Source organism: Sulfurospirillum sp. 1307 (genome assembly GCF_054408545.1).
In genome coordinates, this window is sequence record NZ_CP176011.1 from 1862274 (window position 1) to 1887293 (window position 25020).

The 25020-nt window shown below is 30.0% G+C and carries 28 protein-coding genes and 1 tRNA gene; 18 read left to right on the forward strand and 11 right to left on the reverse strand.

What is annotated here, in order from left to right; all coding sequences use genetic code 11:
• The first annotated feature begins 64 nt into the window (after positions 1-64).
• Positions 65-140: transfer RNA gene (locus ACKGJI_RS09420), tRNA-Phe, on the forward strand.
• A gap of 140 nt (positions 141-280) precedes the next feature.
• Positions 281-886: a LysE/ArgO family amino acid transporter gene (locus ACKGJI_RS09425; protein ID WP_458700032.1), complete on the forward strand. Its 606-nt coding sequence runs from the start codon at positions 281-283 to the stop codon at positions 884-886.
• Here ACKGJI_RS09425 and ACKGJI_RS09430 read toward each other — a convergent pair whose 3' ends face one another.
• Both ACKGJI_RS09430 and ciaB read right to left on the reverse strand, forming a co-directional pair.
• Positions 887-2290, reverse strand: a complete 1404-nt coding sequence (locus tag ACKGJI_RS09430) for a chloride channel protein (protein ID WP_458700033.1) — start codon at positions 2288-2290, stop codon at positions 887-889. It lies immediately after the preceding gene.
• 100 nt (positions 2291-2390) lie between these two features.
• Positions 2391-4277, reverse strand: a complete 1887-nt coding sequence (ciaB, locus tag ACKGJI_RS09435) for an invasion protein CiaB (RefSeq protein ID WP_458700034.1) — start codon at positions 4275-4277, stop codon at positions 2391-2393.
• A 20-nt stretch (positions 4278-4297) separates the two neighbouring features.
• On the opposite strand from ciaB, the gene ACKGJI_RS09440 reads away from it, so the two are divergent.
• The 3 genes from ACKGJI_RS09440 (at position 4298) to ACKGJI_RS09450 (ending at position 6278) form a co-directional block, all read left to right on the forward strand.
• Entirely contained in the window at positions 4298-4588 is a 291-nt protein-coding gene (locus ACKGJI_RS09440; RefSeq protein WP_458700035.1) for a hypothetical protein, read from the forward strand.
• On the forward strand, positions 4588-5016 hold the full coding sequence (locus ACKGJI_RS09445) for a hypothetical protein (protein ID WP_458700036.1): 429 nt from the start codon (positions 4588-4590) through the stop codon (positions 5014-5016). The genes ACKGJI_RS09440 and ACKGJI_RS09445 overlap by 1 nt, the downstream gene beginning before the upstream one ends.
• A gap of 131 nt (positions 5017-5147) precedes the next feature.
• Positions 5148-6278: a hypothetical protein gene (locus ACKGJI_RS09450; protein WP_458700037.1), complete on the forward strand. Its 1131-nt coding sequence runs from the start codon at positions 5148-5150 to the stop codon at positions 6276-6278.
• Here the strand turns inward: ACKGJI_RS09450 and ACKGJI_RS09455 are convergent.
• Genes ACKGJI_RS09455 through ACKGJI_RS09480 form a run of 6 tightly spaced genes read right to left on the reverse strand, consistent with a single transcriptional unit; the run spans position 6275 to position 10313 of the window.
• Entirely contained in the window at positions 6275-7426 is a 1152-nt protein-coding gene (locus ACKGJI_RS09455) for a sensor histidine kinase (RefSeq protein ID WP_458700038.1), read from the reverse strand. The two genes, ACKGJI_RS09450 and ACKGJI_RS09455, sit on opposite strands and share 4 nt — an antisense overlap.
• Positions 7419-8075 (reverse strand): response regulator transcription factor, encoded by a 657-nt coding sequence (locus tag ACKGJI_RS09460; protein WP_458700039.1) that lies wholly within the window; start codon positions 8073-8075, stop codon positions 7419-7421. Before ACKGJI_RS09460 ends, ACKGJI_RS09455 begins: the two co-directional genes overlap by 8 nt.
• A 9-nt stretch (positions 8076-8084) precedes the next feature.
• Positions 8085-8516 (reverse strand): HvfX family Cu-binding RiPP maturation protein, encoded by a 432-nt coding sequence (locus tag ACKGJI_RS09465; RefSeq protein ID WP_458700040.1) that lies wholly within the window; start codon positions 8514-8516, stop codon positions 8085-8087.
• The gene (locus ACKGJI_RS09470) at positions 8509-9204 is read right to left on the reverse strand and encodes a hypothetical protein (RefSeq protein WP_458700041.1); all 696 of its coding nucleotides are present in this window, start codon (positions 9202-9204) and stop codon (positions 8509-8511) included. Before ACKGJI_RS09470 ends, ACKGJI_RS09465 begins: the two co-directional genes overlap by 8 nt.
• Positions 9197-10009 carry a DUF692 domain-containing protein gene (locus ACKGJI_RS09475; protein ID WP_458700042.1) on the reverse strand — a complete coding sequence of 271 codons (813 nt, stop codon included), beginning with the start codon at positions 10007-10009 and terminating at the stop codon, positions 9197-9199. Before ACKGJI_RS09475 ends, ACKGJI_RS09470 begins: the two co-directional genes overlap by 8 nt.
• A gap of 16 nt (positions 10010-10025) precedes the next feature.
• Entirely contained in the window at positions 10026-10313 is a 288-nt protein-coding gene (locus tag ACKGJI_RS09480; protein ID WP_458700043.1) for a hypothetical protein, read from the reverse strand.
• 160 nt (positions 10314-10473) lie between these two features.
• Here ACKGJI_RS09480 and ACKGJI_RS09485 point away from each other — a divergent pair, with 160 nt between their 5' ends.
• The 4 genes from ACKGJI_RS09485 (at position 10474) to ACKGJI_RS09500 (ending at position 13061) form a co-directional block, all read left to right on the forward strand.
• A complete protein-coding gene (locus tag ACKGJI_RS09485; protein ID WP_458700044.1) occupies positions 10474-11451 on the forward strand; it encodes an SLAC1 anion channel family protein in 978 nt (325 codons plus the stop codon).
• Between the two features lie 9 nt (positions 11452-11460).
• Positions 11461-11916: a permease gene (locus ACKGJI_RS09490; RefSeq protein WP_458700045.1), complete on the forward strand. Its 456-nt coding sequence runs from the start codon at positions 11461-11463 to the stop codon at positions 11914-11916.
• The gene (locus tag ACKGJI_RS09495) at positions 11913-12404 is read left to right on the forward strand and encodes a permease (protein WP_458700046.1); all 492 of its coding nucleotides are present in this window, start codon (positions 11913-11915) and stop codon (positions 12402-12404) included. Before ACKGJI_RS09490 ends, ACKGJI_RS09495 begins: the two co-directional genes overlap by 4 nt.
• Positions 12405-12527: 123 nt before the next feature.
• Complete coding sequence (locus tag ACKGJI_RS09500) at positions 12528-13061, forward strand: DUF2062 domain-containing protein (RefSeq protein ID WP_458700047.1); 534 nt, start codon at positions 12528-12530, stop codon at positions 13059-13061.
• Here ACKGJI_RS09500 and ACKGJI_RS09505 read toward each other — a convergent pair.
• A complete protein-coding gene (locus ACKGJI_RS09505; protein ID WP_458700048.1) occupies positions 13058-13876 on the reverse strand; it encodes a mechanosensitive ion channel family protein in 819 nt (272 codons plus the stop codon). The two genes, ACKGJI_RS09500 and ACKGJI_RS09505, sit on opposite strands and share 4 nt — an antisense overlap.
• A 287-nt stretch (positions 13877-14163) precedes the next feature.
• On the opposite strand from ACKGJI_RS09505, the gene ACKGJI_RS09510 reads away from it, so the two are divergent.
• From ACKGJI_RS09510 to ACKGJI_RS09535, 6 genes are all read left to right on the forward strand, one after another.
• Complete coding sequence (locus ACKGJI_RS09510) at positions 14164-15393, forward strand: IS110 family RNA-guided transposase (RefSeq protein ID WP_458700049.1); 1230 nt, start codon at positions 14164-14166, stop codon at positions 15391-15393.
• 614 nt (positions 15394-16007) lie between these two features.
• Positions 16008-16430: an acyl-CoA thioesterase gene (locus ACKGJI_RS09515; protein WP_458700050.1), complete on the forward strand. Its 423-nt coding sequence runs from the start codon at positions 16008-16010 to the stop codon at positions 16428-16430.
• Entirely contained in the window at positions 16423-16707 is a 285-nt protein-coding gene (locus ACKGJI_RS09520; RefSeq protein WP_458700051.1) for a hypothetical protein, read from the forward strand. Before ACKGJI_RS09515 ends, ACKGJI_RS09520 begins: the two co-directional genes overlap by 8 nt.
• 58 nt (positions 16708-16765) lie before the next feature.
• On the forward strand, positions 16766-17767 hold the full coding sequence (gene pstS, locus ACKGJI_RS09525; protein ID WP_458700052.1) for a phosphate ABC transporter substrate-binding protein PstS: 1002 nt from the start codon (positions 16766-16768) through the stop codon (positions 17765-17767).
• 104 nt (positions 17768-17871) lie between these two features.
• Entirely contained in the window at positions 17872-19590 is a 1719-nt protein-coding gene (locus ACKGJI_RS09530) for a lysophospholipid acyltransferase family protein (RefSeq protein ID WP_458700053.1), read from the forward strand.
• Positions 19590-20954 carry a PhoH family protein gene (locus tag ACKGJI_RS09535; protein WP_458700054.1) on the forward strand — a complete coding sequence of 455 codons (1365 nt, stop codon included), beginning with the start codon at positions 19590-19592 and terminating at the stop codon, positions 20952-20954. The genes ACKGJI_RS09530 and ACKGJI_RS09535 overlap by 1 nt, the downstream gene beginning before the upstream one ends.
• Here the strand turns inward: ACKGJI_RS09535 and ACKGJI_RS09540 are convergent.
• Both ACKGJI_RS09540 and ACKGJI_RS09545 read right to left on the reverse strand, forming a co-directional pair.
• Positions 20929-21726 (reverse strand): patatin-like phospholipase family protein, encoded by a 798-nt coding sequence (locus ACKGJI_RS09540; RefSeq protein WP_458700055.1) that lies wholly within the window; start codon positions 21724-21726, stop codon positions 20929-20931. The two genes, ACKGJI_RS09535 and ACKGJI_RS09540, sit on opposite strands and share 26 nt — an antisense overlap.
• On the reverse strand, positions 21690-22433 hold the full coding sequence (locus tag ACKGJI_RS09545) for a UDP-2,3-diacylglucosamine diphosphatase (RefSeq protein WP_458700056.1): 744 nt from the start codon (positions 22431-22433) through the stop codon (positions 21690-21692). The genes ACKGJI_RS09540 and ACKGJI_RS09545 overlap by 37 nt, the downstream gene beginning before the upstream one ends.
• A gap of 154 nt (positions 22434-22587) precedes the next feature.
• Between ACKGJI_RS09545 and ACKGJI_RS09550 the strand changes: the two genes are divergently transcribed.
• The 3 genes from ACKGJI_RS09550 to phnD are packed head-to-tail and all read left to right on the forward strand — an operon-like array spanning position 22588 to position 24967.
• Positions 22588-23322, forward strand: coding sequence for a GntR family transcriptional regulator (locus ACKGJI_RS09550; RefSeq protein ID WP_458700057.1), 735 nt, complete (start codon positions 22588-22590; stop codon positions 23320-23322).
• Positions 23323-24066 (forward strand): phosphonate ABC transporter ATP-binding protein, encoded by a 744-nt coding sequence (gene phnC, locus ACKGJI_RS09555; protein ID WP_458700058.1) that lies wholly within the window; start codon positions 23323-23325, stop codon positions 24064-24066.
• Between the two features lie 31 nt (positions 24067-24097).
• On the forward strand, positions 24098-24967 hold the full coding sequence (phnD, locus tag ACKGJI_RS09560; RefSeq protein ID WP_458700059.1) for a phosphonate ABC transporter substrate-binding protein: 870 nt from the start codon (positions 24098-24100) through the stop codon (positions 24965-24967).
• The last annotated feature ends 53 nt before the right edge of the window (positions 24968-25020 follow it).

The window sequence follows — 25020 nt, forward strand, 5'->3', positions numbered from 1 at the left end:
AAAAACCTAGACAATAAGCTAAAATTAAAGTTATTTGGGTATACTTTCATCTCCTAAACAAGATGGCCTGATAGCTCAGTCGGTAGAGCAGATGACTGAAAATCATCGTGTCGGTGGTTCGATTCCGCCTCAGGCCACCACCTCCTTTTGAAATAAAATCACGAATATTTTTTTAATCAAAAAGGCTTGAGCAGATAATCTTTAATTATGTATTTATTGTTTTTATTCTATTATCTGCTTGGCTTTTTGTAATAGCTTAACAATAATAAGGAAAATTTTTTTGCATATAATAATCCAAGGTTTTTTAATCAGTATAGGTCTAATCGTAGCTATTGGTGCTCAAAATATATATGTTTTAAAGCGTGGTTTACTAAAAGAATCTGTTTTTATAGTTGCTCTAATTTGCTCATTACTTGATACTTTTTTTATACTCCTAGGAGTAAAAGGTGTTGGTAAATTTTTAGAAATTTTTCCATCTTTTATCACTTATATTACATGGTTTGGTATTGTTTTTTTGATTATGTATGGTTTTCTTGCATTAAAATCAGCACTAAATAAACACTCCCTTGATATACATGTAAAAAATACAAAAAAATCTACAATGAAAATTGTTTTAACAATCTTTTCACTGACTTTTTTTAACCCTCATGTATATTTAGATACAGTCGTGCTAATTGGAACAATTGGAAGTCAATTTAAGGGGATAGAGCAAAATCTCTTTGCTTTTGGTGCATCTTCTGCTTCATTTGTTTGGTTTTTCACTCTAGCATATGGTAGTAGGATTTTGATACCATTTTTTAAAAAGCCAGTTACTTGGAAGCTACTTGATCTTTTCACATCTTTTGTAATGTTTTTTATAGCTTACACACTATATAAAAGTTTATAATTATTTATCTTGTTTATGATGTTTATGATGTTTAACTTGCCATTTTAAGCTTTTATATCTTAGTTTACTTCTTATATGTTTGACTTTTTCAATATCTTCCATATTGACACTAATTGGAGTATGTTCGATATCATCTCCTTCACCCAAGTCAATATTGTCTGCTTTTGTTAGAGCAATCTTTTGAGAAGGAAAAACACTCCTATGTCCTGTAATCAAAAAAGAGATTACAACACTAACAGCAGCATAATGAGAAATTTGGGTTCCAAAAAGTTCAACGGCCATGATTATTGAAGCAATCGGCGAGTTTGTGGTTCCTGCTAGTACACTTACAAAACCAAGTGCAGCAAAAAGCTCAATATTATCTCCAATGATATGACCAAATGTTACACCACTAGTAGCTCCTACAAAGAAAATAGGAGTGATAATACCTCCACTTCCTCCAGCCCCTAAAGTCAATGAAGTAAATATAGTTTTTATAATAAAATCATACCAACTAATATTTTCAGTTAAAACTACATTTTCATGAAAAGCATCAGCGATTGTATCTAAACCCAAACCTAGATATTTGTCAGTAAAAATAAGTGAAAAAAGTGCCATAATCAAGCCAATTACAAATGCTTTTTTATAATCACTATATGGAATTTTTTTAATAAAAGCTTCGATTGAATTAATAACAGTTATAAAAGAATCTGAAACTATCCCAAAAAATATACCAGCAATTACAACCTTTCCAATTAAAACCAAGTTTAAATTTAAACTCCTAAAAAAATCAACATCATAGTAAGTATAGTGAACTCCTAAAAACTGAGCAGTTGTAAAAGCAGCAAATCCTGCAATAAAAGAAGGTAAAAGTACATCATACATAATTACACCAATGATAAGCACTTCTATCCCAAAAATAGCTCCTGCCACTGGTGTTCCAAAGATAGATGCAAAACCTGCGCTGATACCACAAATAACAAGTTTTTTTCTATCTTTTTCTGAAAATTTTAGAATTGTAGAAGCAAAAGAAGCAGCCCCTGCTCCTATTTGAGCACCAGGTCCTTCTTTACCAACTGAACCACCTGCAAAAATTGTAATAAGCGTTGCCATTAATTTCACAGGAATTACTTTTATGTTTATAAGTCCATTTTTTTTATGAATAGCTTCAATTACCTTTTCAGTTCCATGACCTGTTGCAGTTTTATCAAAAGTTTTTACTATCCAAATAGTAAGCACCAAAGCAAAGGGCAAAAGTAAATAATAAGGAAAAGGAACATCGCCTCTAGTGTGTTCTGCTAAATGCAAAAGCTTTATAAAAATTGACATTAGAGCGCCAATCATAACTCCAACAGCAGAAGATAGCACAAGCCACTTTGCAACACTAAAAAAAATAACAGTTTGTTCAGCTAAATGTTTTCTCACAACGATTCTTTATAAAGATGGTATCACTTATGAAATTATAACGCTTTACTTATAAAAAGTATATGATATTTTGGACTTCTTTTATAATTTAATAAATTTTTTATAACCAATCCTCTTTTTTTACCTCATCATCAACAATTCTTCCCATACTTTGATGTAAACTCCAATAAAAATCTACAAAATCTCTAACTTTTTCTTCACTTGGTTTATAAACACCATTTTCTTTTTTTGCATATTTTTCTAAGAAAAGATTTGCATCTAATTTATCAAGATAATGAGTTGCTAAATTGGTATATGTTTTTATATACCAGTTTTTAAGTTCATCATAATTTTCAAGCTTTATTTTTAAATTTTCTCCATCAAAACTTAAAACTTTTGTTTCAAACAATCCACTTAAATGAATCAATCCTTCACAATAATATGGCTCTACTTCTCCTGTTTGCATCCAAGCAATTAATCCAACTGCTCTTTTTATAAGATCGCTTAAAATATACTCTTTAATCTCTTCATCTTCATTCATAAAAAATGCCATCAAGCCACCAGTTGTAGCTTTAAATTCTTCTATATTTTTAAAAACTCCACTTTTATTCATCCTGCTTTCGCTATCGCTATCTAGCCATAAGATATGACCATATTCATGCCCAATAGTGCTTACTTCGTAAACTTTATGCCAAATTTCTGGTTTTTTAAATATGAGCTCTCTTTCGTGATCCATAAACTCTTTACCAAAAATCCTATTTTGAATCTTTAAAAATGGCTTTGCTCTTAAAGAATCTAATATATTGTCACTAAAAGCAAATATTTTTTTGCCCATCTCTTTTGTAACTTGTTCATCATTTGGCACAACTTGAGCTGAAAAAAGCCCATTAAATTCTGCTGCATAATAAAGTGCTGGTCTTCCAATATATAGTCCAACTCGATTTAGATTTGATATACACATATCTAAAACATGCTTGTTTTTATGATTTATTTTTTCAAATAAGGAGTTATACATGTAAAGGATATTTTTATATGTTTTATTTGCTCCTATATTTTTTGGATTACTAATCCTAACATCCCACTCTAGCGCAACTGCTTTTCTGTAATGATCTTCATAATACTCCAAAGGATGTCCAACTTGTATAGGACTTGTAACTCTCATCCAAGCTCTATCTACATCTTGCCATTTTTTAACAAGCTTGCTTCTATCTTTTTCACTAAAAGCATCTTTTATAGCTTTAAAATACTCTATATAAGCCTCTTTTTGATTGGTTTGACAATCTTCTAGTGTACTTAACTTTTCTATCAAACTATCTAGCTCTTTTACAACTGCTTTTACCTCTTTATCGAAAAATTCAGCATATGTTTTTACTTCAAACTTATCTTCAATTTGCTCAATCACTGAATAAGACCTATCTGAAACACTTCCATCTTCATACATATCAAAAAGATTATTATCAGCTAAAAACTTTACCGCCTCATCTTTAAACTTTTCTTCTAAAAGTTTATTTTGAATGTTGATTATATATCTAGTCCAACTACTTTGCCAATCGCTTAGTTTTATACCAACTTTGTGAACACCTTCAAGTAAGGCTATATAAAACTCACTCAAAAGATTTTCTTCTTTGATAGATTTGATTAAATCTGCATGATGTTTTAAGTAAAACTCTTTTACCCACAAATAAGCAATCTCTTTTATCTCTTCAATCTTTTCTTCACTAAAACCTTCTTTTAAAAGTGATTGTACTAACTGCTCATCTCTTAGTGCAATTAATCTTGTTAGGGCTGAGAGTCTGTTTTCTTTATCGCACTCAAGTCCTATTTTTTTTAAAAAAGTATCAATAAAATTTTTTTCCTCTTCAAAACCATCTTTATTTTCAACTATCTTAAACCAATCTCCTAAGATTTTTTGTTTCTTTCCAACCAATTCATAAACTTTTTTTAAATCATCTGTAAAATTCTTGCTCATTTTTCTCTCTTCTTTTAATATATTTGATATAATAGACATAATTATACCAAAGGAATCTTATGTACATACTCATGCCAACAGATAGTGATAAAAATTTATGCAAAATAGACAGTATAGAAAATTGGCTTGTTGTACTTTTAGATGGTGGTGAAACTAAAGAGATAAAAACATATAAGAAAAAAGATGATATAAATGAATTCATTGATTATGTGATACTTAGCAGTAAAAATGAAGATATTAATGAGTTTTTAGAAGAAGGAATTAGCGTTTTACTAGCTCCATTTCAAAAAAGTATCGAAGATGTCATTGAAGCTTATATGTTTCGTGAACTACACGAGGTTACAAACTAATGAAAAATTTTGAAAAGATTTTTGAACTTATCCCAGGCTATCCAGGAAGTTATATATCTTTGATATGCCCTAAAGATTTTGATGGTATCCAAGATTTACAAAAATTTTGCAACTCAATCAAAGCAACTCTACATGTAAATATCATAAATGAAGATTTTTCATATGAAGATAAAAAATTTAATAAACACGCAGTTCAGTATGATTTTGTTTTTTTAATTGATGATATAGAAGATATCATGATAACAAAAAAAATATACAGGATTCTTAAAAATGCTGGGCATACTTTTATATTGTGCAAAAAAGACTCTACATGTAAAACCTTTGATTTATTAGAGAACTCAAACTTTGTAGCATTAAACCAAATAGATTTAGATGATAAACACGATATAATATCAGCAAAAAAAATGCACGGGTGGATGAGAGTATGAAACACTCATATCAAATTCTTGACACAAATAAGAATGAAAATCTTAAGGTTTCATTTCTTGCCCAAATGGGCAAAGCTTCAGTGAGAGGAATTTTCATTGAAGCTTTGCTTTAATGAAAAGGAGATTTTAAGGTGAAAGAAAATAGAGAATTTAAAATAAATCAATTTCTAACAAGAGGTGTTATAGAATCAAATATAGAGTTTGCAAAAACTCATAAAATTCCACTTAGTGTAGTAAAATTTGGCTATGATGTAGATTTAGAAAATGGATACTTTTTTAAAGATTTAATCAGTTTTATTCACTCATATTCAGATTTTAACTCAATCTTACAACAACCAAACGATACATTCTTAATCTTTCTAAGAGATTGTAAAATTCACGAAGCAAAATCAATTGTTTCGCAAATGGTTAAAAAAATAAAATTTAAATTTAAAGTTGATATTAAACATATTGGCATTACTCTTTTAGATGCTAGTGATGATTTTAAAAGTTTACTTGATAGATTGGATAAATACTATGTTATGTCAAAACTCTCAAAAAAACAAAAGATTTTTTATGGTACTTTGGATTTTGACTTTTATGAATCACAAAATGATAAAAAAGTATTAGAAAAAATCTTTGATAAATTAAGAATGGTTAAACTATTTAATTTTTACCAAGGATTGCCAATAAGTGAAAAAGTAAAAATAATCAACTTTATAGAAGGGGTTATACAAGTAAGGATAGAGCCATCAAAAATGGCTTTTTATGAAAATGAAAAATTCACTTTTATCCAACATGACTTAATTCCAGCAGTAATCAAAGCTAGTATCATAAAAGTTGATGCTAAAAAAAGTCTGATGGCTTTTGGTAAGTTGGAATTTTTAGATTCATCTCCTGTTGAGAGAAGCGGTATAAGGGTTGAGCCTGAAAGAGATATTTTTGCCTCTTTAAGTCTTGATTCTAAAAAAGTTGCAGAAGGACATATAGTCTCGATTTCAGAAAACTCAATACTCATAGATTTAAAACAAGAAGTAGCAGATGAGCTCTCAAAAAAACAACTTTGGGGAGTAGATTTGACTTTGCAATTTCAACTTCCAACTCAAAAAAGCTTTTTAACTCTTATAAAAACAAAAGCCAATATTTATAGTATTGTAAATACAAAAGTTGTACTTCATATATCACCAAATAGCTTGATAAAATCAAAACTTAGAAATTACATCTCACTAAGGCAAGGTAGTTTACTTCTTGATTTGAAAAAAGAGTTAAAAAAATACTCTTAAGGAAATGTTAGATAAAAAGTAGTCCCTTTTGAAAGTTCTGATTTTAACTCAATCTTGATATTGTAAGCTTTACAAACTGTTTTTACAATATCAAGTCCTATGCCAAAACCTCCACTTTCTTTATTTTTTCTCTCATATCTATTAAATATAGATTCTTGATCTTCTTTGGCAATTCCAACACCCTCATCTTGCACCATTAATACTCTATCTTTTAGTTTTATATCTATCCTAGTATTTTGATATGAATATTTGATTGCATTTGATATAAGATTGTTAATCACTTTTTGTATACGAGATCTATCCATAAAAACCATAGTTGATTCTAATTCACAAATAATCTTTAGATCTTTTGATTTAGCAATTTCATCAAAAAACTTTACACTCTCAATTACACTATCTTTTAAATCAAACTCTTGATCTAAAACTTCATCTTTCTCATTAAATGCTAAAAATGAAAGTGAATTATATATCTGGGATATCAATTTTGCACTAATTGAAATATGGTTTAAAACTCTTTTATCAATTTTTTCTTTATTTCTCAAAGATGACACACTCATCATAAGAGCTGAAACTGGGGTATTTATATCATGTGCACTGTCTTTTATAAAGCGATTTAATTTTTCTACTCTATCTTTTATAGGAGCAATTAGCATCTTGCTTAATAGATATCCAATAAAGCCTATAAAAATCATAGAAGCAAAAGAGACAGCACTTATAAGAAGAATCAGCTTTAATTTTTCACTTTTTACTTGATTGCCTTCAATGACTATGTATTTGATACCATACATTAGGTGGTTTAGCTTATGTATGTGATATTCGTGTTCGCCATCTCTATAAGCATTTTGAGATAATAAAACATTTTTAGATTTTAAATTTGAGTATATTTCTTCGCCATTAGGTCCAAAAAGACCTACATGTAAATTGCCAGAATCTTCTTTAAAATTATATTTTTTATGCTCCATAAAACTATTCATAAGGTCTTTTTCAACCATCATCGCTTTATTGACCATCTCTATGGAGCACTTATCTTCTATTGCTACAAGTTCCTTTTTATAGTATAAAAAGCCTATTATTAAAACCAAAATAAGAGCCGAAAAAAGATATATCGTTAAAAATTTTATTAAAGCTTTTTTCTCTTCTTTATTCAAAGTAATACCCACTTCCTCTTATAGTTTTAATCCTATCTTTTCCAAGAATATTTCGTAAGTTTTTTATATATACTCGTATAGTAGCATCGCTTGGCATTGTTTCGTATTCCCAGAGATTTTGCATAAGCTCTTCAGAAGATACTACTCTTTTTTTGTGTGAGCTTAGATACAAAAGTATTTCACACTCTTTATTTGCTATTTGATACTCTTTGTTTTTTACATGTAGTCTGTTTTTATTAGGGCTTAAAAAAATTTCATCTCCTAAATCAATCTTATCATCAACCTCTATACCAAATCTTTTTTGAATATTTTTAATACGCAAATCCAGCTCTTCTAAATCAAATGGTTTTTTGATGTAATCATCAGCTCCATTTTCAAATCCATTTTTCATATGAACTGTATCTTGGTATGCTGTTATTATGATTGATGGTGTTGTATTGTTATACTCTCTTAATGTTTTTATGACTTCTAAACCGCTTTTTTTAGGTACATTTATATCAAGTATCATTAAATCAAACTTTGAATCATACGCCTTATCAAGCGCACTCTCTCCATCTTCTACATGTACAACATCAAAGCCACTCTCTTTTAAGTGGCAAGATAATATATCTGATAAAATTAAGTCATCTTCTAAGAGTAAAATTTTCATGTCAACATTTTACTCTTTTTTCGATAAAAAATTATCCAAGCTGATTTTACCTGCTCCAAAAGATGTAAAAATCATCAAAAACAACATATAATAAAATGGTATTTCAAAACCATTATCAGATGCTGCAAAACCATTTGATAGATGAACTGTAACGATAGCTACTATCATGATAACTATCAAAGGTATACTAATCAATCTTGTAAAAAGACCAAGTGTTAAAAGAACAACTCCAAGTGATTCAAAAGTAGCAGTTGCATAAGCATTTAAAAGTGGAAATGGAATTCCCATTGAACCAAACCAGTTTGCAACATTTTCTATGCCACCCCATTTTTTCATTGCAGGCTCATAAAACCCATAAGCAACAGTCAATCTTGCTAAAAATAGCGAAATACTTTGAAAATTACTAGTTATATCCTCTACTTTACTATAACATTTAAACATTTTTAATCCTTATTACATGTTTTTCACAAAGTTCTTCAAGAGTAGTTTTAAAAAACTCTTTTACCTTTGTTTTGCTCTCTTGGCTTGATAAAGCAATCTTTTTTATTGCACTTTTTAAACCTTTTTTTTCTAACTCTTTTAAAAACAGATACAAAAGTTCTGATATCTCTCTATAAAAAACCATTTCTTCATCAAAATCATAATAAGCTAAAAGATAAAAATTTGATTTTTCATTGAAACTTCCCTTTTCAAAAACTTTATATTTTAGCTTTTTAACGCAAGCGCTACTGCTCAATTTATACTCATTTTTAAAAGAAAACTTTTTCCTCTTTTTACTCTTGCGACTTTTCATCATAATCTTAACTTCAATCCACTCAAACCAAAGTAAGTCATTTAAGTATTTTGTTTCTTTAAAAAATTTGGACTTTTTTAAAAATTTCCTATACTCATTTGGCATTTTCCACATAACATCACTTTTAGCACCATATCTCATAAATTCATAAAGACTTTTTTTAAATTTTTCTTTATCAACTTCTTCATACCAAAGAGGAAATGCATTGCTTAAAACTTCAAAAAAACGATGAAAAACTAAAGCTTTATATACTTTATATCCTTGAACATCTACTGGAAATTTAGCATTTTCAAAAGCAACATCTACTAGTTTTTTTTGTTCATTAAACTCACGCATTACAAACTACTTTTTGCATGGTTTCAAACTCTCTTTTCATAGCTTTATAGCTAGGAACATTGTTATCTCTTTCAATCATTGCTGGGATATCTATCTTATTTAGTGTATATTTTAAAAAATCCCAAACCTCATCTTTTACTTTCATTCCATGAGAATCAATAAGCATTCCTAACTCTTTATCCTCATAGTGTCCAGCTACATGTATATAAGCAGCGTGTGATAAGTCAAGATTGTTTATAAATTCATATGCATTAAAATTGTGATTTATAGAGTTTACATATATGTTATTTACATCTAAAAGCAATTTAGCACCACTTTTACTCATCAATTCATTTAAAAAATCAACTTCACCCATATCAGAATCTGGCACATAATAATATGTCGCATTCTCTAATATAAGTGATCGCTCTAGCACATCTTCTACAATTTTAACTTTTTTACTAATTGTATCTATGGTCTTTTTAGTCATACTAAGGGGTAATAAATCATAAGTTTGATGCCCCCTAAGAGATGTAAAACTGATATGATCTGAATAGTGCTCTATATTGTATCTATCTAAAAACTTTTTCATTTTCTTCAAAAATTTCATATCAACAGGCTCCATTGAGCCTATTGATAATGACAAACCATGTGCGACTACAGGTCTTAGCGAGATTACTTCTTCAAACTTTTCTCTATGATGAACTGGTATATCAAACCAATTTTCTGGTGCTATTTCCCACCAATCTGGCAAGAATCCATCGCTATTAATTTCTTGAAGAAAATCTCTTCTAAGACCAAGTCCTAATCCATTTATGTTGTTCATAACTTGAACCTTTAGATTATCCACACTTACCTGTACCACATTTGGCATCGGCATCTTTGTTAGCTTGTTTCATTTTTTTAGATTTATCATCCATCTTTTTAGTTGCAGCCTTATCACCACAACTTCCAGCTCCACACTTTCCATCTTTTTTCTTTAACATCATCTCTTTTTCAGATTTTGTTTTATTTCCACATTTACTTGCACCACATTTACCATCACTTCCACCAGCCACTGCAGTAGTTGCAGTCATTAGCGTTGCTCCCAAAAGGGCTCCTGCTAATTTTAATTTGTTTTGAGACTTCATTTGCTCTTCCTTCTTTTAAGTTATGATAAAATTGTAACAGTTTTGTGTGTAGTTAATATTTAGTCATATTATAATTTCATATTATTTTTATTATCAAAACTATTGACAATTTAGTTTTGATTGGCTATAATTTTGAACATATGTTCAGAAAGGTTTAATAATGAGTTTAGAAAACAATACACCATTAAGTGTTCCTAATCGATTACAAAATTTCCCTATCATGATGTTTTCCATCACTATGGGGATATCAGGCTTGGCGATAGCTTATGAAAAAGCTGCAGAATTATTTGGTTTACCTCACATTATAGGTTTGAGTTTAGCGTATTTAGATATGATTGTCTTTTTAGCTATATTTTTTACATACGCAACAAAAATGCTAATTTATATCAAAGAAGTAAAAGGAGAATTTTCCCATCCTGTTAGAAGTAACTTTTTTGCTGCTGTATCTATATCATTTTTATTGGTTTCAATTACATATCATGGAATCAGTTCTCAAATAGCACAAAATTTTTTCTATGTAGGAACTATACTTCAAACATATTTTACTTTTTATACTATTAGTTTTTGGGTAAATAACAACCTAAAACTAGATCACTCAAATCCAGCGTGGTTTATACCTATAGTAGGAAATGTACTTGTTCCTGTAGCTGGTCATGGTTATATAAACAATAGTTTTCTTATGTATTATTTTTCAGTAGGGCTATTCTTTTGGATTGTTCTTACTGCTATACTTATCAATAGAATTATATTTCATCATCAATTAGCTGGTAAGTTTATGCCTACACTATTTATATTTATAGCACCTCCTGCTGTAGCGTCTATCGCTTACACAAAAATGTATGGTCATTTTGATATATTTTCAAACTTTCTATACTCTTTAGCGCTATTTTTTACTTTTTTACTTTTATTTATGTTTAAAAACTTTCTTAAGCTAAAGTTTTTTATCTCTTGGTGGGCATTTACATTTCCACTAACAGCTGTAACTATAGCTTCTATGCTTGCTTATAAAAAAACTGGATTGATTGCATATAGCTATTTTGCATATCTATTTTTAGCTTTTTCTACGCTTGTTGTTTTCATAGTAGCACTAAGAACAATCCAACATATGTTTAAAAAAGAAATATGCGTATTGGAGTAATAAACTAAATTGATTACAAAAGAGAAAAAACAACCCGATAAAAAACCAACTTTTTTTATATCTCTAAAAAAAGCAACTTTAGGATTTATCTCTTTACTGCCAACCATACTTGCTGTGGTTGGTTTAGTCGCTTGTTTTCAAGTATACATAACACCACAAATGCTATCAAATCTCTTTGGGCATGGAATTATATTTGATATATTAGATGGTACATTCTTAGGTGCTATTTCTTCTGGTAATGGTGCTATTAGTTATGTTGTAGCTGAAGGATTGAAAAATCAAGGTGTGTCTACATATGCACTTATAGCATTTATCATGGCATGGACAACTTTAAGTTTTACTCATCTAGCAGCTGAAGCTTCAGTATTTGGAGTAAAGTTTACTGCTTTACGTAATCTTTTAACATTTTTAAGCACTATTGTTATAGCTTATCTATCAACTATAACACTGGGATTATTTTCATGAAAAAGTTTGAATTTAAAGGATTGAAATTTCTTGCAGTTGTTATTGGGTTGTTTATATGTTTAGCAATATTTGATTCTTCTAATATATCAAACATCATAAACAAATTTGGGATGACTCTATACAAAATCATCCCTATATTTATATTAGTTATTTTTGTTACTGCAATCATAAACTATTTTTTAAAACCAAAGCAAATTATGAAGCATTTAGGTAAAGATAGTGGCAAAAAAGGTATTTTTTACTCTTTGATTGGTGGTATCCTAAGTCATGGACCAATGTATGCATGGTATCCTATGCTTGAAGACATGAGAAAACATGGTCTTAGCTTTGGATTAATTGCAACTTTTATGTATGCAAGAGCAGTGAAAATCCCACTCTTACCATTTATGATCGCTCTATTTGGACTTCCTTTTACAATCATAGTCAATCTTTATATTTTGATTTTTGCCATTATCCAAGGTAAAATCATCGATAAAAATATATATTAATTATACCAACTTAGGGGTACTTCATCTATCTTTTTTTTATTCACTATCATAAACCTTTTAATCCCATAATTTGTAAGTGATATATAATGAAATAGTTAAAAACTTATGGTATACTTCCATCTTATGATTAGGAAGATATTCAAAAGAAGTCCCAAGAAGGGCAAATTAGATGCATTTATAAAAAAATATAAAATTCCAAGAGAATACCTATCAATAAATCAAAAATCTATAACAAAAGGTGTTGCAATAGGAATTTTTTGGGGATTTATACCTATGCCTATGCAAATGCTAGCTGTGGTATTAACAACCCCACTTGCAAGATTTAATGTCCCAATAGCAGTTAGTATGGTTTGGTTTAGCAATCCTGTTACTATGCCATTTATGTATTATATGGAGTATAAAACTGGTGCATTTTTACTTGGGATGGATTCTTTACATGTAGAATTAACTATGCAGTGGTTTAAACATCACTTAGGAGATATTTTTATACCACTTTATACTGGAACATTTTTTTATGCCATTAGTGTTTCAATACTTTCATATTATGCAATAAATTGGCTATGGATTCACTCTGTAAGAAAAGAAAAGCGTCACCAAAAAAGAAAAGACAACAGAAAGAAAAGACAACAGAAAGAAAAAGAAAAAATAACTCTCTAAGAGAGCATCCTAATTTCCATCTGTGAAAATGGTATATCTATATTTTCTTTTTTAAGCACATTAAAAACTTCTTGATTTATTGCGTATTGGACTTTAAAATAACTATTAGTTGGTGCCCAATATCTATACCCAATATCAACAGAGCTATTTGCAAACTTTTCTATACCAACAATTGGCTCATTGTCTTTTGAAACTTCATCGTGATTTAATAAAACATTTTTTATAAGCTCTATTGCTTTTTGCGTGTCACTATCATACGCTATGCCTACACTTCCTTCAACCAAACGATAAGAAAAAGAGTTAACTAAAACATCTCCTATCATGTACTTATTTGGAATTGTGATTTGCTCTTTATCTTCGTTTATCAAAACTGTATATGCTAATTTGATATCTTGTACCTGACCAAAAACACCATGTACGGTTATAGTATCATCTATTTTAAAAGGTTTTGTTATGATCAAAACTACTCCAGCAGCAAAGTTAGAAACACTTCCTTGAAGAGCCAATCCAGCAGTCAAAGAAGCCGCACCAAGAGCTGCTATAAATGGAGCTATTGAGATACCAAGTTTTCCAAGAGCTAAAATCCCCATCATAGCTATAACTAAAAAACGAACAAAATTAGATATAAAATTAACAATTATCTCATCTAGTTTAGTTTTTTGCAAAAGTTTTATGGTGTATCTTTGTATATATTTTGAAGCAACAATACCTATAAGCAGTATTATAAGTGCACCTAAAATCTGAAATGAATAATTTGTTATAAACTCAATCACAGTATTATAAAACTTTGTAACTTCTTGTAATTCTTGTTCCATATTTTCTCCTCGTATAATAAATTTATCAAGTTACTAGATCAATTTAGAGTAGTAATTTGATAATCATTTAGACTTTGGTAAAGTTTTATTAGTTTTACCAACATCTAAAACAACTTACAGTTAAAGAGTTGAATGACAGTCTTTTTTCCTTATGAACTTGTATCTTCAAAGAAAGCATACTGCGTTTAACTAAAGTAACTTACATATAGGATGCAAAGATAGAATTTATTTCTAATCTTCTATCGTTACGAGGCTGTAAGAAAAAGTTAGACATAAAAGGATCAGTCATGTATTTCGTAGGAATAGATATAGCAAAAAGTTTTCATGTCGCAGCAGTGCTTAGTATTGAAAGTGATAAAGTATTAAATACTTTAAAATTAAACAATGATGAAGAAGGGTTTGAAAAGTTATTCTTGCTTCTATCATCTATTGATGAAATATCAAACTTCACTATTGCCATGGAAGCCACTGGGCTATTCTTTGAAAATCTCTATCTTTATTTGAAAGCAAAGGGGTTTAAGGTAGTATTACTTAATCCCTATCAAACAAATAGATTCAGAGAAATGGATACAATGAAGAAAGTTAAAAATGACAACATAGATGCACTAATGATTGCAGCTTTGATAAAATCAGGTAGATATTCCAAAGCGTATGTAAGTGAAGACTCATATCAAAGTATTAAATCTTTGTATAGACATAAGTCTAGCTTACAGGATGAACTAAAAAAACATAAACGACAAGTAAGTACTCTTCTTGCAGTTGTATTTCCAGAGATGGAACAAGTGATCAAAGATCCATTTAATGTTACTGGACTTGCACTGCTTGAAAAATATCCAACAGCAAAGCACTATCATCATGCTAGTGTAGATAGAATACTTAAAACTTTTAGAGGCATCAAGGGCAATAATTTCAATGAAAATAAAGCTACAAAGCTTTTAGAGTTAGCTAAGCACTCTATCTATCAAGGCAATGGTGTTGATGAGAGAGCATTTGTGATTCTATCTCATATTAGACAAATCAAATTTATCAACAATGAGATTGAGCAATGTGAAACTCAAATGTTAGCTCTTTTTAATCAACAACCAAAGCTTGATACAAATGAAGAGCAAGAGGTTATGAATATCATTGATAATCTCAGAACCATACCTGGAGTATCTGATAAAACCATCTTTGCCCTTATGAGTGAATGTGGTGATCTATCTAGATTTACCAATCAAAACAGTTTCATAGGTTATCTTGGTCTTTATCCAACACTAGAGCAATCAGGCAATAAAACAGTTCATGGACCAATTGCAAAGCGTGGAGCCAAGCTAGCCAAAAAAGCACTCTACCAAGCTGCCATTGCTAGTATTAGACACAACAAAGAGCTTAATAAACTCTTCTACGACAAAGTCTCTTCTGGAAGAGCTAAAAAAGAAGCTGTTGTTATAGTTGCTAGAAAACTTGCTCATATCATTTTAGCTATTTACAAAAATAATGTTGCCTATAACCCACAAAGGGTATTCGTCACATCTTGATCTTTATCATTCAACTATTTAACAATAAGTTGTAATAGAACTTGGCAAATAAACATTGAGCCACATAGTGTCTCAACCATACCATTGTCAAACCAAACATTTTTAGTGTTTGATTATCAAAGCACTCTAGTAAAATTCTAGATACTTACCTAAAATGAGTGTTTCAAAAATCAAACATTAGCAAGAAAAAATCTCTTGCTATGTTCTTTAAAATTTCACTGTTAATATACTATTGTCTTTTTTAAATTTTACCTTTCGTTTAAGCTATTCTTTATAGGATTGCTTTTAAGTACCTAACCACAAATAAAACCAATTAACAGCGATAAGCAAAAGGTGTAGATACAAGGCAGATTTTTGAAATCCTAGCTGCTGCTAAGATGAAAAAATCTAACGAAGTAGATGCGCCTTTTGCTTATCGCCCAAAGGGAGTTCTAAAATGACAGCTATTAGTGCGTTAAAAACTTTTGAAGCTACTAGTAGCTCCTGCAAGTTTTTGCCTTCTACTAACTATCATTTTAGAACTCTGTTATTTGGTCTTATTTGTGGTTAGGTACTTAAGCATTTATTATACCAAAAAATAATATGATATAACCTATCTTCTTTAAGGAGCTTATATGCACAATATGGGTGAACCTCGCATAAAAATTGTAGCAATGCCAAAAGACACTAACCCATCTGGAAATATTTTTGGTGGTTGGATTATGTCTCAGATTGATATAGCTGGAGCCTTAGCAACAAGAGATTTACCAATCCACAGAGTTGTAACAGTTGCAGTTAATTCTATGAGCTTTAGAGAGCCAATTTTTGTAGGAGATGTAGTAAGCTTTTATGCAAAAGTTATAAAGGTAGGAAATTCTTCAGTAAAAACAAAAGTAGAAGTAACAGCTGAGAGAAGTAATGATGATGGCTTTAGAAGATGTGTACATGTAACAAGTGCAGTTGTTACTTATGTATCAGTCGATGATGATGGGAAAAAACAGAGTATTGAGTGTTCCAATAACTATCTAAGAGCTTTAGGATTAGATGAAAATGAATAAATTTTCTTTACATGTAGATACTTTTAAGTACTGGCTTGATAATTTTAATAAAATAAGTTTTGATATTGAAAAAGAAGATTTAGAAGATACAAAAGCTATGCTTAACAAATTAGTCCAAAACCAAGATATAGACCAATATGAGATAGAACTATTATACACTCTTAGTTTAGATAATGCCACTATGCAAAAAAATGATTTTATCAAGTTTCAAGCTAAAAAACTTGTAAATTTTATAAACGAGAAAATTCTTACAAATATAAATAAAGAGTTATTGTAATCTTTTTGTAACCAACTTAATTTATAATTCCATCATAAAACTTGAAAAGGAATTAAAAATGAAAAAAATCGTTACAATCGCAGTAGCTGGTTTAATCGCATCAACTGCACTTAATGCAGCTGACATAAAAGGTAGTGGAGCATCATTTCCATATAGTGTATATCAAAAGTGGTTAAAAGCTTACCATAAAGACACTGGTGTAAAAGTTGATTATATATCAAAAGGTTCTTCAAAAGGTATCAAAGATATCAAAGCAAGAGCAGTTGATTTTGCTGGTAGCGATAAACCTCTTAGCCCAAAAGCACTTGCTGAAGCAAAACTTTATCAGTTCCCTGCAGTTGTTGGGGCAATCACAATGGGATACAATCTTCCAAATGTATCAGGCTTAAAACTATCTCGTGCAGCAATAGCTGAAATAGCACTTGGTAACGTAAAATACTGGGATAACGAACTAATCGCTATGTCAAATCCTGGCGTAAAACTTCCTCATAAAAAACTTACTTTTGTTCACAGATCAGATGGAAGTGGTACAACTTATAACTTTACTTACTATCTAAGTAAGAGTAACTCAGAGTGGAGAAAAAACTTTGGTGCTAAAAAATCAGTAAATTGGCCTGGAGATCACCATATAGGTGGTAATAAAAACACTGGTGTTGCATCTCTTATCAAGCAAACTCCATATGCTGTTGGCTATATTGATTATGCTGATGCAAAAAATAACTCTATCACTATGGCAACTGTTGAGAACAAAGAAGGTTACTACATCAAACCTGAACTTAAAAACTTTCAAACTTCAGCTGCAAAAGCTAGTTTTGATCCTAAAAAAGACTTTTATGCAATCATAGCTGATCCTAGCGGAAAAGGCTCTTACCCAATGGTAGCAGCAACTTTTATACTTCTTCCAAAAGAAAAAGCTGATACTAACAAAAAAGTAACAGCATTTTATGACTGGTCATATAAAAATGGGCAAGATTTAGCTGCAAGCTTAGGTTTTGTTCCACTTCCAGATGCTTTAACTACTAAAATCAAAGCTTACTGGAGCGAAAAAGGTATCAAGTAACCTTTTTTAAACCTCTAAAAGCCCTGCTATATCTTTTATAGCAGGGCTTTTTTTGTTTCTAAAATGTAATCCTTTTTGATTATAATTTTCAAAAAGGATTTACAATGGTTAACATTCAAAAAGCTATCTGTGTCAAATACCCAGCTATTACAAATCTACCATTTATCATTAAAAAGCCAATCTTTGGATTTGTCAAAAGGCTAATACGAGAAAATGAGATAAATGCTTTTTTAAAATCATATGAAAATGTAGGGCCATTTGAATTTGTAGATGGAGTTTTGGATTACTTCAACTTTTCATATAAAGTTTCTAGTAATCAAATAGAAAACATTCCTTGTGAAGGAAGAGTTATCATCATAGCAAACCATCCTCTTGGTGCTCTTGATGCACTTTCTTTGATAAATCTTGTTAAAAAAGTAAGAAGTGATGTAAAAGTTTTAGCAAATGATGTTTTAGCTCAAATAGATCAGTTAAAACCAATACTTTTAAGTATAGACGCATTTGGCTCAAAAACTTCAAAACAGACATTGGAGCAGATTTATAACTCTCTTGATAAAGAAGAAGCGATAATCATTTTTCCTTCAGGAGAAGTATCTCGCGCTCGTCCTGATGGGATAAAAGACACAAAATGGCATAAAGGTTTTTTAAAATTTGCACTCAAAAAAAACACTCCAATACTTCCTATTTATATAAAAGCAAAAAATTCTGCTTTTTTTTATACCATATCTACTATAAATAAAAAACTCTCTGCAAGTCTTCTTCCTTGGGAAATGTTTAATAAAAAAAATAAAAGTTTAGAGTTTGTTATAGGAGAAATCATCCCTTTTAAAAGTTTTGAAAAAAACACATTTAACATCAAAACTAAAGTTAAACTTTTTAAAAAACATTTATATAATATTTCTAAAAATAAAACTCCAATTTTCGCAACACAAAAATGCATAGCACACCCTGAAGATAGAAAAAAAATAAAAGAGGAATTAAATGCATCAACTCTTTTAGGAAAAACTAGTGACGGGAAAAAAATATATCTTTATGAATATGAAAATGAATCATCTGTTATGAAAGAAATAAGCCGTTTAAGAGAGTTTACATTTAGAAAAGTTGAAGAAGGTACTGGCAAAAAAAGAGATTTGGATGAGTTTGATGAGTACTATAAACATATAGTTTTATGGGATGAAGACAAACTTGAAGTTATTGGTTCTTATCGCATTGGTGAAAGTGATTTTATAAGTGAATATTTTGGGCAAGAAGGCTTTTATAGTAATTCTTTGTTTTATTTCAATCAAGAGTTTGAAGAGTATTTGAGTAACTCAATAGAGTTAGGACGAAGCTTCGTACAACCAAAATACTGGGGCAGTAGAGCATTAGATTATCTTTGGCAAGGCATAGGGGCATATTTATATAAAAATCCACATATAAGATATATGTTTGGTCCAGTTTCTCTAAGTTCATCAATACCAAAAGGTGCTCAAAATCTCATCATATATTATTATTCAAAATATTATGGCGCTAATAACAATGCAATAAATCCAAAAAATCCATTTGTTTTTAATAAAGATGAAAAAACAGAAATGCAACAAATATTTACAGGAGAAGATAAAAAAGAGAACTTTGAGCTTTTAAAAGAGCATTTAGCCTGTTATGGAGTTAGCGTCCCTGTACTGTATAAACAATATACAGAACTTTGTGAAGAAGGTGGTATATCTTTTATGGGATTTAATATAGATGAAAATTTCAACAATTGTGTTGATAGTTTTATTGTTGTTGATATAGAAAAAATTAAAGACAAAAAAAGACAAAGATATATTAAAGGTCAGTTATAATGAGCGAAAAAGTTTTTATTGTAGATACAAACATAATCCTACAAGGTCTTCACAACATCATAAATCTATCACAAGGTGGTGAAAATGTAGTCGTAATTGCTGAAACAGTACTACTTGAAGTTGAAAACAAAAAAAAGCAGCTCGATGAAGTTGGTTACAATGCAAGAGAATTTGCAAGATTTTTGGCAAATGCAAATGTTGTTGAAATTGAGCAAAATCTTGGTTTCAAAATTGTAAGAATGGCAAAAGATGATATTGTTCTTGATATCATATCAAAAGATATTTATGAAAATAGTATAGAAGAAAATAACAGAGCTGAAAGCAACGATAAAAGAATCATCGAAATAGCTGAGATATCAAAAAAACACTACAAAAAAAGAGAAGTCATTTTTTTATCTATTGATGTATATGCAAGAATATTTGCTCTTTTAAAAAAAGTAGAAACACAAACTCTAAAAGAAGATAAAGCAGAAGTTCCAAAAATAGAGTTATATAAAACAATAGAAGTTGATGAAGATATACTAGAAAATTTAAACAATGAAAATATAACTACTATAGATGAAGAATACAAACCATCTAATAGAAGCTATGAATTTACAACTCCAAATGGAAATAAAAAATATGCAATTATACATAATGAAAAAATATATACGCATGAAAAAAATGACTTTCACGGATATAAAATCAAACCCATAAATATCCAACAAAAACTCTTCATGAAAGCAATAACAAGTAACTTATACAACCTAATTGTAGTAGATGCAAAAGCGGGAAGTGGAAAAACTTTACTCTCTATATATGGTGCTATGAGAATGGTTTCAAAAGGTTTGTATGATAAGATAGTATATACAAGAAACTCTATTGAGAGTTTAGATAGAGGTGAAGATATTGGTTATCTATCTGGAAATGAAGAAAAATTTCGCATCTACAATATGGCACTAAATGATACAGTAGAGTTTATTGCAAAAAGTATGTTGAAAAAACAAAAAGATGAAAACATAGAATCTATAAAAGCAAAAGCAGAAGAGCTAATAGAAAAAAACCACATAGAAAAGCTATGGCCAGGAGAAGCAAGAGGAAGAACTTTAAGCAATGCTATTGTCATCTTAGATGAGTGGCAAAATAGTTCACAAAAAACAACGCAACTAATTCTCTCAAGACTTGATAACAGCTGTATGGCTATTGTTATAGGCTCAAACAGACAAATCGATAATCTCTATTTAAACAAATACAACAATGGACTAACAAGCTTGATAAAACAAACAACCCATCAAGACAAAGAGTTATCAATGTTTGCCATAGAGTTACAATCAGCAGTTCGTGGAAAATTTGCTGAATTTAGTGAGAGGATATATGAGAGTTAACATGCTCTTCACACCACTTTTGACCATACTCATAACCTAAATCAAATCCTTTTTGTAAGCTCTTAAAAGAGAACATTTTGTATTTTAATATCTCTTTTGGAGCTACGTAAAAATCACACATTTTTATGCTTTTTTGTAAATTTGCTGAGGTCAATATACTTAAAAGCTTCATTATAACTATCTTTAAACTGTTTTTTTTGTAAGCTATGCTTGGCATGATATTTATACCTAAAATCTTCTCATCAAAACTTTTAAGTGGAGCAACAGGCATCAAATCCAATATACCTCCATCAACCAAAACTTTTTCATCGTAGATAATAGGACTAAAAAATGGAACCAACGCACATGAAGCACATATAAGCTCTTTAGCTGGACCCTCGTTAAAATATAGAGCTTTTTGTGTATCTAAATCTGTCACACAAGCAAAAAAAGGAATTTTTGTTTGAGATAAATCATCATACAAAAACAACTTATCTAAAATCTTTGCTTCCAAGTCAATTTTAAATAGCCCTTTGGAAAACCAAGTAAATTTAAATATCTTTTTAAACTCTTTTGATTTAAATATTTTGAGTGTTTGCCTAGGAGAAATTCCACAACTTATAGCTCCTCCAACCAAAGCTCCAGCACTTGAGCCACTGATAGCTTTTATAACAACTCCATTTTTTTGTAAAGCATCTATGAAGCCCAAATGAAAAGATCCTCTTGCAGCTCCTCCTGAGAGAGCTAAACATACTTCTAATGTTGGTTTGGTTGTAACTCTATGATTTTCCATTTTCCCTCCAAGTTTTCAACGACAGCACTGCAGTTTTCTACCCAATCACCACAATTTAAATATACTAAATCATCGATTATTTTATTTTCTGCTTTATGAATATGTCCACATATAACACCATCATAATCTAACTTTTTTGCATGCTCTGTCAAAATTTCTTCAAAATCCGTTATAAAGCTAACTGATTTTTTAACATTGTCTTTTACGTACTTTGAAAAAGACCAATATTTTCCTATACCAAGTATTCTTCTTATTTGATTTATTCTTTTGTTTAGATATAAAAGTAAATCATATCCAACATCACCTAGATGAGCAAGCCATTTTTTAGTCATAGTTATACTATCAAAAAAGTCCCCATGCGTTACAAGATATTTTTTACCATCAATCCCATAATGCGTATACTCATTTGCTATTTTCAAACTATCTCCTAAAAGCATTGGTATAAATGGTCTCAAAAATTCATCATGGTTGCCTGTTATATAAAAAACATTTGTACCTTTTCTTGCTTTTCTTAGAATCTTTTGAATCACATCAGAGTTTGCTTGTGACCAATAAAACTTTCTCTTTATCGCCCAACCATCAATAATATCGCCAACAAGATAAAGATTTTCAGATTCATTGTCTCTTAAAAACTCCAAAAGTTTTTCAGATTGAGAAAATCTAGTTCCAAGGTGAATATCTGATATGAAAATCGATTTATATTTCATTACAATAATCCTTTCTATTAATTTTACTAAACATTATTAACAAAAGGATTACAACTCCAATATATACATGTAGAGCTACTTGTATAGCCTACATGTAATCCTTATGTAACTTATATCATTTATACTTACCGTAAATAATTTAGAGGAGGTATAAATGTTTAAAAAAACAGATAAGCCAATTTATCTACATATATACAATGCAATTTTAAATGACATAAAAAACAAAAAGTACCAACCTCTAAAGGCTATACCTTCTGAAAATAGCTTATCAAAAATGTACGATGCAAATAGGCACACAATTAGAAAAGCATTAAAAATTTTAAAAAATGAAGGGCATATCTATACAAAAAGAGGCCTTGGAAACTTTATAGCGAGTATAAATATACCCTACTCTATTACAGATAAGAGTAGCTATTCATCAAAAATTGCTGATTTAGGATATACACCAAAAACCAAGCTTTTACATGTAGATATCGTTGAAGCCAATAAACAAATTGCAGAAAAATTAAACTTATCTACAAAAACTAAAGTCATAAAACTAAAGCTTCTAAGATTTGCGGATGATTTACCGATACAAGTTACATATAATTATTTTGATGCATTTAGATATAAAAAGATTCTTGATTATTTAGATTTTAAGCCATTTTCTTTGTATAAAATTTTAGAACAGTGTTATCCAGACTTGGAAATAAGAAAAATATCAACACAATTTGAATCTTCCCTCTCTTCAAAAGAATTTAGTAAAGACCTTGATATAGCTAAAAATACTCCTATTTTATCAGTTCATACTATCTCAAAAGATCAAAACAATAACTATGTAGAGTATGGGATTAGCAACTTTAGAGGTGATATATGCAAAATAAACGTAGATTTAACAGGAGATAATTAGATGATAAATATGAAAAACTTAGTGCTCGGATATAAAAAAGAAAAAATACTAAGTAATGTAAATTTGAAAATCAAAAAAGGTGAATTCATATCTATAATAGGACCAAGTGGAGCTGGAAAATCTACGCTTATGATGTCTGTCGTAGGTGGGATAAAAGTTTTTGATGGAAAATTCAAAGTTTTAGATTACGATATGGATAAAATCTCCAAGAAAAAATTAACAAAAATTAGAGCACAAATAGGGATTATCTTTCAAGGTTACAACTTAGTAGATAGATTAAGTGTTCTTGATAATGTCGTAAGTGGAATGTTAAGTGAAATTCCAATGCCAAGAGCGATAATAAAATACTACAAAGAAAAAGATTTAAAAAAAGCCAAAGAATACATGGAAATAGTTGACATTACAAAATACTCTGCAAAAAGATGTGATGAGTTAAGTGGTGGACAAAGACAAAGAGTTGCAATTGCTAGGGCCTTGGCAGGTGAGCCCAAAATCATCCTTGCAGACGAGCCTATATCTGCACTTGATCAAAAAAGTGCAAAAAAGGTAATGGATATCTTAAAAAAGGTGAATGAAACCTATGGTGTAACCATCATAGCAAATCTTCATCACCTAGAAGTTGCCAAAGAGTACTGTGACCGTATCATTGGAGTGAATAGTGGCACAGTCGTCTTTGACGGTACGAGCGGTGAACTATCAAAAGAGATAGTTGAAAAAATCTATGCTACTGATACCAAAAAGTAGTGTAGCAAAATACAAATTTCAAGGAAATAAAATGAGAAGATCATTTCTAAAAAAAGCTGTTCTAACTACACTTGCACTTACTCTAGGTGCATCAACATTAAGTGCTACACAAAAAGATTGGCCAAAAGAACTTAACTTTGGTGTAATCCCTGTTGCTGGTTCAACTACTATGGATGAGACATTTGGTGGACTTACAAAATACCTACAAAACAAATTAGGTATAAAAGTAAAACTTTCTACAGCTAGTGACTATGCTGGTGTTATTTTAGCAATGGCACACAAACATGTTGATCTTGCATATTTTGGACCAAAATCATACGTAGAAGCTGCAAAAAGAGCAAATGCTGAAGCAGTTGCTGTTGAAGTAGATGCTGAGACTGGTATTCCAGGATATTATGGAATCATTATCACAAAAAAAGGAAGTGGCTTAAAAAGCATAGAAGACATCAAAGGTAAAACTTGGGCATTTACTGATACTCATTCAACTTCAGGCACATTGGTTCCTAGCGTTATGTTTGCAAAAAAGAATATCAAACCAGAGAATTATTTTTCAAAAGTTATTTACTCAGGTGGACACGAAGCATCTTTACTTGCAGTAAAAGCTGGAAGAGTTGATGCTGCATCTACTAATAACCTTGATTACCAAAGAGGATTAGACAAACACTGGAAAGCAAGTGATTATAATATCATTTATAAATCAGATTTAATTCCAGGTTCTCCAATGGCTGTTAGAAAAGACTTACCTGAATCTCTTAAAATGGCAATAAAAGGTGCGTTAATTGCATTTAAAGATAAAGAAATCTTAAAAAAGATGAAAATTGATGGATATCAAAATGTAGATGATAGCATCTATAACCCTGTTAGAGAACTTATAGAGTTTAAAAAATCTCTTAAAAAATAATACACGATATTAGTGGCGAACAATTTCGCCACTAAACTTAAATCCAAATTAAC

Coding starts and splice junctions, on each gene's coding strand:
- ciaB (WP_458700034.1), bottom strand. CDS start 4,277: ATGTCTATTATATCAAATATATTAAAAGAAGAGAGAAAAATGAGCAAG.
- ACKGJI_RS09440 (WP_458700035.1), top strand. CDS start 4,298: ATGTACATACTCATGCCAACAGATAGTGATAAAAATTTATGCAAAATA.
- ACKGJI_RS09445 (WP_458700036.1), top strand. CDS start 4,588: ATGAAAAATTTTGAAAAGATTTTTGAACTTATCCCAGGCTATCCAGGA.
- ACKGJI_RS09460 (WP_458700039.1), bottom strand. CDS start 8,075: ATGAAAATTTTACTCTTAGAAGATGACTTAATTTTATCAGATATATTA.
- ACKGJI_RS09465 (WP_458700040.1), bottom strand. CDS start 8,516: ATGTTTAAATGTTATAGTAAAGTAGAGGATATAACTAGTAATTTTCAA.
- ACKGJI_RS09470 (WP_458700041.1), bottom strand. CDS start 9,204: ATGCGTGAGTTTAATGAACAAAAAAAACTAGTAGATGTTGCTTTTGAA.
- ACKGJI_RS09475 (WP_458700042.1), bottom strand. CDS start 10,009: ATGAACAACATAAATGGATTAGGACTTGGTCTTAGAAGAGATTTTCTT.
- ACKGJI_RS09480 (WP_458700043.1), bottom strand. CDS start 10,313: ATGAAGTCTCAAAACAAATTAAAATTAGCAGGAGCCCTTTTGGGAGCA.
- ACKGJI_RS09485 (WP_458700044.1), top strand. CDS start 10,474: ATGAGTTTAGAAAACAATACACCATTAAGTGTTCCTAATCGATTACAA.
- ACKGJI_RS09495 (WP_458700046.1), top strand. CDS start 11,913: ATGAAAAAGTTTGAATTTAAAGGATTGAAATTTCTTGCAGTTGTTATT.
- ACKGJI_RS09500 (WP_458700047.1), top strand. CDS start 12,528: ATGATTAGGAAGATATTCAAAAGAAGTCCCAAGAAGGGCAAATTAGAT.
- ACKGJI_RS09505 (WP_458700048.1), bottom strand. CDS start 13,876: ATGGAACAAGAATTACAAGAAGTTACAAAGTTTTATAATACTGTGATT.
- ACKGJI_RS09510 (WP_458700049.1), top strand. CDS start 14,164: ATGTATTTCGTAGGAATAGATATAGCAAAAAGTTTTCATGTCGCAGCA.
- ACKGJI_RS09515 (WP_458700050.1), top strand. CDS start 16,008: ATGCACAATATGGGTGAACCTCGCATAAAAATTGTAGCAATGCCAAAA.
- ACKGJI_RS09520 (WP_458700051.1), top strand. CDS start 16,423: ATGAATAAATTTTCTTTACATGTAGATACTTTTAAGTACTGGCTTGAT.
- pstS (WP_458700052.1), top strand. CDS start 16,766: ATGAAAAAAATCGTTACAATCGCAGTAGCTGGTTTAATCGCATCAACT.
- ACKGJI_RS09530 (WP_458700053.1), top strand. CDS start 17,872: ATGGTTAACATTCAAAAAGCTATCTGTGTCAAATACCCAGCTATTACA.
- ACKGJI_RS09535 (WP_458700054.1), top strand. CDS start 19,590: ATGAGCGAAAAAGTTTTTATTGTAGATACAAACATAATCCTACAAGGT.
- ACKGJI_RS09540 (WP_458700055.1), bottom strand. CDS start 21,726: ATGGAAAATCATAGAGTTACAACCAAACCAACATTAGAAGTATGTTTA.
- ACKGJI_RS09545 (WP_458700056.1), bottom strand. CDS start 22,433: ATGAAATATAAATCGATTTTCATATCAGATATTCACCTTGGAACTAGA.
- ACKGJI_RS09550 (WP_458700057.1), top strand. CDS start 22,588: ATGTTTAAAAAAACAGATAAGCCAATTTATCTACATATATACAATGCA.
- phnC (WP_458700058.1), top strand. CDS start 23,323: ATGATAAATATGAAAAACTTAGTGCTCGGATATAAAAAAGAAAAAATA.
- phnD (WP_458700059.1), top strand. CDS start 24,098: ATGAGAAGATCATTTCTAAAAAAAGCTGTTCTAACTACACTTGCACTT.